This window comes from Nocardia carnea NBRC 14403 (assembly GCF_000308515.1).
Classification (GTDB): Bacteria; Actinomycetota; Actinomycetes; order Mycobacteriales; family Mycobacteriaceae; genus Nocardia; species Nocardia carnea.
This window is the reverse complement of record NZ_BAFV01000125.1, coordinates 81,276-93,625: the sequence shown is the minus strand read 5'-3', so window position 1 is coordinate 93,625 and position 12,350 is coordinate 81,276. Positions and strand designations below refer to the sequence as shown.

General features: G+C 69.6%; 9 protein-coding genes. 8 read left to right on the top strand and 1 reads right to left on the bottom strand.

The genetic code is table 11. From position 1 onward, the window contains the following. Nucleotides 1–20: 20 nt before the first annotated feature. Genes ON22_RS33210 through ON22_RS33200 form a run of 3 tightly spaced genes read left to right on the top strand, consistent with a single transcriptional unit; the run spans nucleotide 21 to nucleotide 2,960 of the window. Complete coding sequence (locus ON22_RS33210) at nucleotides 21–710, top strand: SDR family oxidoreductase (protein ID WP_033241972.1); 690 nt, start codon at nucleotides 21–23, stop codon at nucleotides 708–710. Beyond that, a complete protein-coding gene (locus ON22_RS33205; protein WP_033241971.1) occupies nucleotides 701–1,651 on the top strand; it encodes a glycosyltransferase family 9 protein in 951 nt (316 codons plus the stop codon). Before ON22_RS33210 ends, ON22_RS33205 begins: the two co-directional genes overlap by 10 nt. Continuing rightward, on the top strand, nucleotides 1,644–2,960 hold the full coding sequence (locus ON22_RS33200; protein ID WP_033241970.1) for a UDP-glucose dehydrogenase family protein: 1,317 nt from the start codon (nucleotides 1,644–1,646) through the stop codon (nucleotides 2,958–2,960). Before ON22_RS33205 ends, ON22_RS33200 begins: the two co-directional genes overlap by 8 nt. 402 nt (nucleotides 2,961–3,362) lie before the next feature. Here the strand turns inward: ON22_RS33200 and ON22_RS33195 are convergent, their stop codons facing one another. Continuing rightward, a complete protein-coding gene (locus ON22_RS33195; RefSeq protein ID WP_051158409.1) occupies nucleotides 3,363–5,402 on the bottom strand; it encodes a catalase in 2,040 nt (679 codons plus the stop codon). A gap of 259 nt (nucleotides 5,403–5,661) precedes the next feature. Between ON22_RS33195 and ON22_RS37075 the strand changes: the two genes are divergently transcribed. The 5 genes from ON22_RS37075 (at nucleotide 5,662) to hrpB (ending at nucleotide 12,310) form a co-directional block, all read left to right on the top strand. Then, nucleotides 5,662–5,823: a hypothetical protein gene (locus tag ON22_RS37075; RefSeq protein ID WP_156052210.1), complete on the top strand. Its 162-nt coding sequence runs from the start codon at nucleotides 5,662–5,664 to the stop codon at nucleotides 5,821–5,823. Nucleotides 5,824–5,912: 89 nt separating this feature from the next. After that, entirely contained in the window at nucleotides 5,913–6,632 is a 720-nt protein-coding gene (locus tag ON22_RS33190; protein ID WP_051158399.1) for a PAS and ANTAR domain-containing protein, read from the top strand. 69 nt (nucleotides 6,633–6,701) lie between these two features. Beyond that, a complete protein-coding gene (locus ON22_RS33185) occupies nucleotides 6,702–8,690 on the top strand; it encodes an erythromycin esterase family protein (protein WP_033241969.1) in 1,989 nt (662 codons plus the stop codon). A 433-nt stretch (nucleotides 8,691–9,123) separates the two neighbouring features. Then, a complete protein-coding gene (locus ON22_RS33175) occupies nucleotides 9,124–9,666 on the top strand; it encodes an STAS domain-containing protein (RefSeq protein ID WP_157170456.1) in 543 nt (180 codons plus the stop codon). Between the two features lie 184 nt (nucleotides 9,667–9,850). Continuing rightward, complete coding sequence (hrpB, locus tag ON22_RS33170; protein WP_033241966.1) at nucleotides 9,851–12,310, top strand: ATP-dependent helicase HrpB; 2,460 nt, start codon at nucleotides 9,851–9,853, stop codon at nucleotides 12,308–12,310. Nucleotides 12,311–12,350: the final 40 nt, after the last annotated feature.

Below are 12,350 nucleotides of genomic sequence, written 5' to 3'. Positions count from 1 at the left end.
CCCGACCACGAAGGAGTGCGATGCGAACACTCGGCAATATCCTGATCACCGGCGGCGCTTCCGGGCTCGGCGCGGCGGTGACCGCGGCGGTCCTCGAACGCGGAGGCCGCCCCCTGGTGATCGACCGCGAACAACCCGAGACCACCGTCGATTTCGTGCGGGCCGATCTCGCCGATACCGCGGCGGCGGAGAACGCGGTACAGGAACTGTCCGACCGCGCGGACGGCCGGATCGACGGCGTGTTCACCGCCGCGGGCACCGATGCCTGCGGGCGGTTGGACGATGTGCCGGCCAAGGATTGGGAACGGGTGGTCCAGGTGAACCTGCTGGGTACGGTCGCGGTGGTGCGCGCCGCGCTGCCGGCACTGCGGGCCCACCGGGGCACCGTGGTGACCTGTGCGTCCACGCTGGGGATCAAGGCGGTCAGCGACGCGACCGCGTACTGCGCCTCGAAATTCGGGGTGGTCGGGTTCACCCGCGCGCTGGCCGCCGAAACCGCCGGTGACGTCGGCGTGACCTTGCTGATTCCCGGCGGTATGCATACGGCGTTCTTCGACGGGCGCGCCGAACAGTACAAACCCCCGCCGGACGCGAAACTCAACCAGCCCGCCGATGTCGCACAATCCGTCCTGTTCGCGCTGAACCAACCGCCGGGCTGCGAGGTCCGCGAACTCGTCGTCTGCACCTCGGAAGAGGGGTCGTGGCCCTGAGCGGATCGATACTCGTACTGCGGGCACTCGGCCTCGGCGATCTGCTGACCGCGGTGCCCGCCTTACGTGCGCTGCGCGCTGCCCACCCGGACGACCGGCTGGTACTCGCCGCGCCCGAACCGCTGCGCGGGCTGGTGGCGTCGATCGAGGCGGTCGACGAACTACTGCCGACCCCCGGGCTGGGAGCGCTGCGATGGCCGGGTGCACCGCCCCGATTGGCGGTCAACCTGCACGGCAGGGGTCCGGAGAGTATCCGCGATCTACTCGCAACCGGCCCGGAATCGCTGCTGACACACCGTCATCCGGACTACCCGGAACTGGCCGGCCCGGAGTGGCGGGCGGATCTGCACGAGGTGGATCGCTGGTGCCGACTGCTGGAGTACCGCGGGATGGCGACCGATCGTGACGCGCTGTGGTTGCCTGCCCCGCCGGTGCCGGCGCCGGTATCGCGGGCGGTCGTGATCCATCCCGGTGCCGCCTCTCCCGCACGCTGCTGGCCGCCCGAGCGATTCGCACGGGTGGCGCGGGCCTTGAGCGCCGACGGACGGCCCGTGGTGATCACCGGGTCACGCGCGGAGGTTCCGCTGGCGAATACCGTTGCCGCGCAGGCGGGGCTCCCGCGCTCGGCGGTGTATGCGGGCCGTACCGATCTGCTCGAATTGGCCGCAATGGTGGCCGAGGCGGAACTGGTGATCTGCGGCGATACCGGCGTGGGCCATCTGGCCACCGCCTACGGGACACCCTCGGTACTGTTGTTCGGCCCCACCCCACCCCATACCTGGGGCCCGCCGGTCACCGCACGGCACCATATCGCGTTGTGGGCGGGCAGAACCGGTGATCCGCACGCCGACCGCCCGGATTCCGGACTTCTCATGGTGCGGCCCGAACGGGTGCTCACCGCTGCGGCCGAAGTCCTCGGAAAGGGGGCACACCATGGGTAGTCGCGTCGGTGTCGTCGGCGCCGGATACGTAGGACTCACCAGCGCCGCATGCCTTGCCCATCTCGGGCACCACGTGATCTGTGTGGACAACGACGAAGCCAAGGTCGAACGGCTGCGGGCGGGTTCGGTATCGATTGTCGAACCGGGACTGCCCGAACTCGTCGGCGAGGGCCTGGCCGAGGAGCGGCTCGCCTTCACCACCGATCCGGGCGCACTGACCGAGGCCGAAGTGGTGCTGCTGTGTCTGCCGACGCCCATGGGAGACGGCGGGGAGGCCGACCTGGAAGTACTCGACCGTGCCCTGGACACGCTGGCCACCGTGCTGCGGCCGGATTGCACGCTGGTGACCAAATCCACTGTTCCGGTCGGGACAGCGGCCCGTCTCACCGAATCATCCGCGCTCGCCGGCCGGGCCGTGGTCAGCAATCCCGAATTCCTGCGCGAAGGCCATGCGGTGCACGATTTCCTGCATCCGGACCGCATCCTCGTCGGCGCCGGCGAGGGGGACACCGAGTCCGCCGACCGGGTCGCCGGACTGTACGCCGGCACCGGCGCCACGGTCGTCCGTTCCGATACGGCCAGCGCGGAACTCGCGAAATACGCCAGCAACGCCTTCCTCGCGGTGAAGCTGTCCTTCGTGAACACGATGGCCGACCTGTGCGAACGCGTCGGCGCCGATATCACGCGGGTCACCGACACCATGGGTATGGACGGCCGGATCGGCCCCGATTTCCTCGCCCCCGGCCCCGGCTGGGGCGGCTCCTGCCTGCCGAAGGACACCCACGCGCTCCTGCGTGCCGCCGAGGCCGAGGGCGTGGACTTCGCGCTCGTGCGCGACGCGGTTCGGGCAAACGACCGCCAGCAGGCGATGGTGATGCGCAAGATCCGCTATGCGGTCACCGGCGCGGTAGACGGGGCCCTCGCGGGCACCCGAATCGGTGTGCTGGGCCTGGCGTTCAAAGCCGGAACCGGCGATCTCCGCGACTCCCCCGCGGTGGCGGTCGCGCAGCAACTGTGCCGCCACGGGGTCACCGTCGTCGCCCACGATCCCTGCGTACCCGCCGGGACACCGGGGCTGGATCCGGTGCAAGTGGTCGACGACCCCTACCTGGTGGCGAAGGACGCCTCCGCACTCGTCGTCCTCACCGAATGGCCGGAGTTCCTGACCCTGAACTGGCAGCGGCTGGAGGCCGAGACCGCCCAGGCGATCATCGTCGACACCCGCAACCTCCTCGACGAAACCGCCCTCGGCCACACCGCTTTCCGAATAATCGGTATCGGCACCGGCGAGCCGGGAACACACGCCTGAGGCTCCGCTCTGCGGGCACGCAGGCACCCGGCGAGCACACCATACGCCGGACACCCGCGCGCCGGTCCAGAACGCTGCCCACCCGACTCGCGGACCCACACCGTGTCGTCCGGGCACGCACCGCCTACCGGCGTACGCGGACCTGATCTCTCGGCCCGCTTCCGCACCGCCGCCCCGGTTTCGCCGCCGCGGTTTCGGCGTCTGTCGAACGGCAGGCGGCCCGTCCAGGTGCCGGCCAACTGTTCACACGCGCACTCTCGGCCCGCCAGGACTCTGCCGCCCTGGGCGGCGGCTGCGTTTTCGCGCCGGCGGCCCCGGCGCCGCTCACTTCGTGGCACCAGGCCCGGCCGACGCGTTGCATCGCGTCGGCCGGGCCCTGCTCTTCGTGTGCGACGCCCCGGTTCAGGCGGGTATCGCCGTGGTGTCGCGCTCCCAGATGCGGTGGCCCGCGAGCACCGTGGCGAAGGTTTCCACGAAGCCGTCGGAGACCGCGTCGCCGGTCTGGAGTACACCGTCGACCGGAGTGTCCGATTCGGGTGGGACCGCGATACCGCCGGCCCGCAGCACCTCGGCGCCCGCGCCGAGCACTGCCACCGGTTTGAAGTGCTTGTACGCCTCGGTCACGAAGTGCACCGCGGGACCCGCGGCGGCGAGGGTGCGGGCGGAGGTATCACCGCCGGCCACGACCACCGCGTCGTAGAGCACCGACGCCATGGTCGCCAGGGTTTTGTCCACGGTCAGGGCCCCGTCGGTGGCACCGCTCAGTTGGCCGCCGTGTTCGGCCAGCACCTCGGTTTCGGCGCCGCGTTCGCGCAGTGCCGTGCGCAGCCGTTCGACGCCCGCCACATCGACCCCGTCGGCCGCCAAGACGGCGATCTTGCGGGTGGCGATGGTGGCCGGCGGATCCTTCACCTGCGACAGCGCCGGTGACAACGGCACATCCTCCACCGGGCCGGCCTCGGGGGTGGGCAGTCCGAGCTGGTCGGCGACCCGGCTCGCCAGATCCGGGTCGATCCGGACCAGCTGTTCGAGCGCATGCGAGCGGATCTCCACACGTTTGCATTTGCCGAGTTCGAACGCAAACGCGGAGACGATGTGCTCGGCCTCCGTTGCGGTCATACTGCGCCAGAACATCCGGGGCTGCCGGTAGTACTCCTTGAAGCTTTCGCTGCGGATCCGCAGCGTATCGCCTTCTTCGCGCCGGGTGTAGTGGCGGAAGACATCTTCGTCGGCGAGTGCCGGGCAGCCGCCGCCGATGGTGTTCTTGGTGTAGAACGCCTGGCCGTGCGGAATATCGTGGCGACCGAAGCCGTCCTGCTGGTGGGTGCGGACATCGGCCAGTGGCCGGTTCACCGGCAGATGCGCGAAGTTCGGCCCGCCGAGGCGGATGAGCTGGGTGTCCAGGTAGGAGAAGTTCCGTAGTTGCAGCAGCGGATCGTTCGTGAAATCGATACCGGGTACGACGTTGGCCGTGTGGAAGGCGACCTGTTCGGTTTCGGCGAAGAAATTGTCCGGGTTGCGATCGAGCACCATCTCACCGACCGGACGCACCGGAACCTGTTCCTCCGGGATTATCTTGGTGGAATCGAGGAGGTCGAAATCGAAATCGAATTCCTGCTCCTCCGGTACCAACTGCACGCCCAGTTCCCAGCGCGGGAAATCACCGGCTTCGATACTGTCCCACAGGTCGCGCCGGTTGTAGTCGGGGTCGCGCCCGGCGACCTGCTGGCATTCGTCCCATACCAGGGAGTGCACACCCAGGGCGGGTTTCCAGTGGAATTTCACGAAGGTTCCGCGGCCTTCTGCGTTCACGAATCGGAACGTATGGACGCCGAATCCCTGCATCATCCGGTAACTGCGCGGCAGGGCGCGGTCCGACATCAGCCACATGATCGCATGCAGGGTTTCGGGCTGTTCGGCCACGAAATCCCAGAGCGTATCGTGCGCCGATTGCGCCTGCGGGATCTCGTTGTGCGGTTCCGGTTTCACCGCATGCACGAAATCCGGGAATTTTATGCCGTCCTGGATGAAGAACACCGGGAAGTTGTTTCCGACCAGATCGTAATTTCCCTGTTCGGTGTAGAACTTCGTGGCGAAACCGCGAACATCGCGCACGGTATCGGCCGAGCCGCGGGATCCGGCGACAGTGGAGAAACGAACGAACACCGGGGTCCGCGTACCGGGGTCGGTCAGGAATTTCGCGGCCGTGTATTCCGCCAGCGAATCGTCGTAGGGCCGGAAATAACCGTAGGCACCGGCGCCGCGCGCGTGGACCACCCGTTCCGGAATGCGTTCGTGGTCGAAATGGGTGACCTTTTCCCGGGCATGGAAGTCTTCGAGCAGTGTGGGCCCGCGCGCGCCGACGCTCAGCGCATCGTCGGTGTGGTCCACCCGGACGCCCTGCTGTGTCGTGAGGTACCCGCTCTCCCGGTCCTGGCGCAGCGGATCGAGCTGTTGCTGTTTGGGGTCGGTATCGCCCCGGCCTTCGCCGAGCGGGCGTTGCGCCGCCTCGGACGCGGCGGGGGTCGCGGATCCCTGATCCGGTGTTCGGTCCACGAGTTGTCCTCCTCGATGGCGTGCGCGGCCGTGCCGTACCGGCCTGTGAACATGGTCGTTTCCCGGTCGGCGGCTTCCCGGATTCGCCGGCGGTAAACACGATCGGGCTGTGTTCACCGGGCGCCCGCCGGGTACCCGCCCGCCTATGACCACACCGGAACACGATCCCCGGACCACGGCCGATCGGGACGAACCCGATTTCGCCGAGGAACACGCAGAACCCACCCACGCCGACGAACACCCCACCGGCGAACAGCTCGAAACCGACGAATCCACCCCGAAGGGGCACAGCGGTATGGATTCGTAACCGTTTTCTTCCGCCGTCTACCGGATCGCCGCCGGCCGTGGCACCGGTCGGCCGCCGCCGCGTGGGCGGCGCGGGGAATAATCACAGCCATGAACGCGCGGGACGAGCTGCCGGAATCCGAAGTCGAACTCGTGGAACGGGTGGTCGGCGCCGGCGACCCCTTGCAAGTGGGACGGTTCCGGTACTACTTCGCGACCCGGACCTGGGAATGGTCTGCGGAAGCAGCCCGGATCCACGGCCACCCTCCGGAGGTCCGCCCCACCACCGAGCTGCTGCTCTCCCATAAGCACCCCGACGATCGCGACCGCCTCGAGGCCATGATCCTGTCGGTCGAGGACGGGGGCCCGTTCTCCAGCCGCCACCGCATCATCGATACGGCGGGCGATGTCAAGGAGGTGCTCGTGGTCTCCGAGCCCATGCTGGACGAGGCCGGCGCAGCGATCGGTACCGAGGGCTTCTATATCGATCTGTCCGCCGCTGCGGACGAGTTCCGCCGCGAGGCCCTCGACGACACCCTGCCGCAGGTGCTGGATGCCCGGATGGCCATCGAGCAGGCCAAGGGCGCGCTGATGCTCGCCTACGGGATCAACGCCGACCAGGCTTTCCATGTGTTGCGCTGGCGGTCGCAGGAAACGAATATCAAATTGCGCACGGTCGCCGAACGGATGGTCGCGGCACTTCCGGGTATCGCCGACGAGGAGGTCCGGCTGCGCACCCGCCTGGACCATGTGCTGCTGACGCTGCACCACGATATCGGCGCGGGAAACACCGACGGCAGTGCGGCCGCGGCGCCTACCCGGCAACGCTGACCGGCCGTCCTGCCCGGCGCGCGCAGACCTGTCCTGTTTGCCCAGGACCGCATCGGGTAGCGCGCCCTCATGGCGACAAGCGCTTACCGTGACCGCCGCGAGGCCGGCCGGACACTCGCGACGCTACTCGACCGTTTCCGAGACCCGGATACCGTCGTCCTGGGTCTGCCCCCGGGCGGAGTGCCGGTGGCCTACGAGGTGGCGCAGGCCCTGCAGGCGCCCCTCGACGTCCTGGTCGTCCGTAGGCTCGGATCCCCGGGTAACTCCGAGCTGACGCTGGGCGCGATCGCCAGCGGCGGGGTTCTTGTCACCAACGGTGACGTCCTGGCCGCGGAACGGGTCGGCCCCGATGTCCTGGAACGGATAGCCCGCGCCGAGGGCCGCGAACTGCGCCGGCGGGAACAGGTCTACCGGGGTGGGCGGCCGCTGCTCGATGTCACGGGCCGCACGGTGATCCTGGTGGACGACGGCCTGGCGACCGGCGCGACCATGGATGCGGCGGTCCGCACGGTGTACCGGATGCATCCGGCGCGTGTTGTCGTCGCGGTACCCGTCGCCCTCGAAGCCACCTGCGCCGGGTTGCGGGGACGGGTGGACGAGATGGTCTGCGCGCGCGTACCCGCCGGGTTCGCCGGGGTGAGCGCGGAGTACCAGGACTTCACCCAGAGCTCCGACGAGGAGATCCGCGATCTGCTCGACCGTGCCGCGCAGCTTCCGGCCGGCGAACAGCAGGCCGCCGCCACCGGCCCGGAGGTGGGCGTCAGGTCCGCCGCCACCCTGCTGCCCGACGGCGTCCCGTCCGACGATGTCCTGCTGGACCTGGTGGGTGATGCCCGGTACGTGCTGATCGGCGAGGCCACCCACGGCACCTCGGAGTTCTATGCCGCCCGGGCCCGGATGACGCGCACCCTCATCGAACGCGCCGGTTTCGACGCGGTTGCCGTGGAGGCCGACTGGCCCGACGCCCACCGCGCGAACCGCTATATCCGCGGCCGCGGCGACGACGGCGATGCCGAGCAGGCGCTGCGCGGTTTCCAGCGCTTCCCGATGTGGATGTGGCGTAATACCGTGGTCCGCGATTTCGTGGAATGGCTGCGCGAATACAACCGGCGCGATCCGGCGCGCACCGTCGGCTTCTACGGCCTCGACCTCTACAGCATGCGTCGCTCCGCCGCCGAGGTGATCGGCTATCTCGACCGCGTCGACCCGGCAGCCGCACGGCGCGCCCGCGACCGGTACGCCTGTTTCGACCAGCACACCGACGAACAGCACTACGGTTACGCCGCCGCGTTCGGCGCGGGCGAGGATTGTGCGGACGCGGTGGTCGCACAGCTGGCGGAATTGCAGCGGATGAGCATCCGGGAGCTGCGCACCGACGGGCAGGGCGACCCCGACGAACAGTTCTACGCCGAACAGAACGCCCGCTTGGTCGCGGCGGCCGAACAGTACTACCGGGCGATGTTCGGTTCCCGCGTATCGTCGTGGAATCTGCGCGACGAGCATATGTTCGCCACCCTCACGGCATTACGCGGACATCTGCGGCAGCGCACCGATTCCGACGCGAAAATCGTGGTGTGGGCCCATAACTCGCATCTCGGCGACGCCCGCGCCACGGAACTCGGGTCGGCCGGGGAGTTGAATCTCGGCCAACTGGTCCGGCAGAACTGTCCCGGCGAATCCCGCATCCTCGGTTTCACCACCCACACCGGCACCGTGCTGGCCGCCGACGAATGGGACGGACCGCCGCGGGTGAAGCGGGTACGGCCGTCGCTGCCAGGAAGCGTGGAGAATCTGTTGCACCGCACCGGAATCGAACGGTTCCTGTTGCGTTTCGATCGCGAACCGGTCGCGGCGCTCGACGCGCCGCAGCTCGAACGCGCCATCGGCGTGGTCTACCGTCCAGACAACGAACGGCGCAGCCACTACTTCCATGCGCGCCCCGCGGACCGGTTCGATGCCCTGCTGCATATCGACGAAACCAGCGCCCTGACACCGCTGGACCTCATCGCGCATCGCGGGCCGGACGAACCCGGGGACACCTACCCCCACGCCGTCTGACCTGCGGGCCGGCGCTACACCAGGTCGCGGGGGATCCGGCGATGCCAGTTCTGTGAGTTCACCGGCTTCTGCCATACGCGGGTCGGGGCGGGATCGTCGGGTTCGCACGTACCGAATTCGGCGCCGACGATGAACTCGCCCGAACATTGTGTGCGTGGTGACCTCGGTACGCCGGTCCGCCCCGCACGCCCCTCGGCGGGTATCGCGGACAGTGCAACGGAGGGTCGGCTCGGCCGCGCACAGCTGTCGGCGTCACCGCCCGGCGGCGAACCGGGCAAACCCGCATCGGAACGAGGGCACCGAGATCGCACCGCCCGCGCCCGTGGCCGGTCGTGTGGGCTAGGGTGGGACATAGTCACGGATTCACCTTGAGACATGCAGGGTCGGCGTGACCGCGATGCGGGAACGCATCCTGAGCCGAGTCGGGTGCAGTATGAATTCCGATATCAACTCCTCGTCCTTCGCTTCGGCCCATGCCGCGTCGTCGTATACGCGCTCGCCCGAGCAGCAACTCCTCTTCCGGGTCCGGCGCCGCGGCGAGATCGTCGTCCTGTCGGCTCGGGGTCAAGCCGACGCGTACACGCTGCCGCTGTGGCGGCAGGAGGTAGGAAAGGCCGTCGAGACAGCGGCGGCCGGGCGCGGCGCCCTGATCGTCGACACCACCAGGCTCGAGTTCCTCTCGCTGCGCACTCTCGCGGCGCTGGCCCAGGACGCGCAACGTTATCGGGGCGACGGCGTCGAGATATGCCTGGTCACCCCGAACCCCCGTATCGCCCGTCTCGCGGGCGACGATCCGCGGATCGTCCACCTACCGGTCTGCACGACGGTGGTCGGCGCATTGACCTCTCTGCAACTTCGCCGGCAGACCGATCTCCGGCCCGCCCGCCCGCGGCCGTACCGGACCCCGCAGATCACCCGCGAAGAACCGGACACCGAGCACGACCGCCTACTTCGTGAGCTCGCACGGCGGAACTGATCCATATAGCAGCTCGCACGGCGGAACTGATCCATATAGCGCGAGCCGGCGGCCGCTCCGCGCCCTGCAGGGCGGGCATGCCTGCGCGCGGCCTGGTGCCGGACGGCGGCACTGATACCCGTCTGTCGCACAGGTCGAGCGGTGGATGTGGCGACTCGGAGCCGAGGTATCACACTGTTCGGTGATGAAACTGCCCGAGCTTCCCGATCTACCGATCCGTGACGTTCTCGATCATATTGTCGAGACGCTGACCGACCACGAGACGGCCGTCCTGGTGGCGCCGCCGGGGACCGGTAAAACGACCCTCGTCCCGTTGGCGCTGGCTGCGGGAGGAACCGGCCGGGTGATCGTGGCCGAGCCACGACGGCTTGCGGCGCGGGCCGCGGCCGGTCGGATGGCCGCGCTGCTGGGCGAACAGGTGGGTGAAACCGTCGGCTACTCCGTCCGGGGAGATCGCCAGGTCGGGCGGCGGACCCGGATCGAGGTCGTGACCTCCGGCCTGCTGGTCCGGCGGTTACAGGACGACCCCGAGCTGGCGGGCGTCGATACCGTCGTTCTCGACGAATGTCATGAGCGGCATCTCGACGCGGACCTGCTGCTGGCGCTGCTCCTGGACGCCCGGGCAGGATTACGACCGGACCTGCGCGTGCTCGCCACTTCGGCGACCGTTGCCGCCGACCGTCTGGCGATGCTGCTCGGTGACGCCGGTCCGGCCCCGGTGGTGCAGGTCGAGGGCCGCGCTCACCCGGTGAGCACGACCTACCTTCCGCCGTTGCCGCGTGAGCGCAAGGAAGCACAGGTCGCCCGCGCCATCCGGGCCGCGCTCGCCGGAACCGACGGCGACATCCTGGCTTTTCTCCCCGGGGCAGCCGAGATCCGGAAGACAACAGCACTTCTCGCCGACCTCGACGACGTCGATATCGTTCCGCTGCACGGCCGGCTGTCGGCAGCCCACCAGGACACGGCGCTGCGGCCCGGCCCACGACGGCGCGTGGTGCTGTCCACGGCGGTAGCGGAGTCCAGTCTGACCGTGCCCGGTGTCCGGGCCGTCGTGGACTCGGGACTCGCCCGGGTGCCGCGGATCGATCGATCGCGGGGATTGTCCGGACTGGCGACGGTCCGGGTTTCGGCGGCGGTCGCCGGCCAGCGCGCGGGGCGGGCCGGCCGCGAGGCCCCTGGCCGGGTGTGGCGCTGCTGGCCCGAATTCGAGCATGCCACCCTGCCCGCCTATCCCGAGCCGGAGATCCGCACCGCCGACCTGACCCGGCTGGCATTGGAACTGGCGTCCTGGGGCACCGCCGACGGGTACGGCCTCACCTGGTGGGACGCCCCGCCGGCCGGCGGACTGGCGGCCGGGCACGAAGTACTGCGAGTACTCGGTGCCGTGAACGAAGACGGCGCGGTCACCGACCGCGGGCGCCGGATGGCACGTATCGGGTTGCATCCGCGGCTGGCACGCGCACTGCTCGACGGTGCGGACGTGGTGGGGGCACGCACGGCCGCGGAAGTGGTCACCGTCCTCGACGACGACACCCACACGTCCGGGGTCGATCTGGCGGCCGGTCTGCGGGCACTGCGACGCGAGCAGCCGGCGCGCTGGCGACGCGAGGTCGAGCGGCTGACCCGGACGGTCGACGGACCGGAGGGAGTCGACGATCCCGCCTACGTCGTTGCGCTGGCCCATCCCGAACGGCTGGCCCGCCGCCGCGGCCCCGGTTCCGCGAGCTACCTCATGGCCGGCGGCACCGCCGTCACACTGCCCGCCGGCGCCGGGACCGGCGACGCGGAATGGCTCGCGGTCGGTATCGCGACGCGTGACCCCGGCCGGTCCGAGGGATATATCCGGCTGGCGGCGGTCGCCGATGAACAGCTCGCGCGCCGCGCCGCGGCGAACCTGATCACCACTGCCGACGAAATCGAATGGGTCGACGGCGATGTGGTCGCGCGGCGGATCGAACGCCTGGGCGCGATCATTTTGTCCGAACGGCCGCTGCGCGACCCCGATCGCGCAATGCTCGCCGCGGCGGTGCGGCGCGGACTGACCTCGACCGGCATCGGCCTGCTGTCCTGGGACGCGGACGCCGTCGCCCTGCGGCAACGCCTCGATTTCCTGCACCGCACCCTCGGCGCCCCGTGGCCACCGGTCGACGACGAATCATTACTCGCCGCCGCCGACACCTGGCTGGGTCCCGAACTCGCCAACGCCCGCCGCCGCGCCGATCTCGAAGGTATCGACGCCGGGCAGGCGCTGCAGCGTCTCCTGCCCTGGCCGGACGCCGCCCGGATGGACGAGCTGGCACCGGACCGCCTCGAAGTCCCCTCCGGCAGCCGCCTCCGCCTCGACTACGCGGCCGACCAACCGGTGCTGGCCGTCAAAGTGCAGGAAGTTTTCGGCTGGAAAGAGACGCCGCGCCTGGCCCGGGGGCGGGTCCCGATCGTGCTGCACCTGCTCTCCCCCGCCCAGCGCCCGGTCGCGGTGACCGCGGATCTGGCGTCCTTCTGGCATACCGGCTGGCCGCAGGTCCGCGCCGATCTCCGCGGCCGCTATCCCAAGCACGCCTGGCCGGAAGACCCGACCACCGTGCCCGCCCACCGGGGCACGGCCCGCAACGCAGGTCGTAACCGGCCTGCGGCACCACGCTGAGCTTTCACTCCGGTCGACCGGGCAGGTAGGCCTCCGCCCG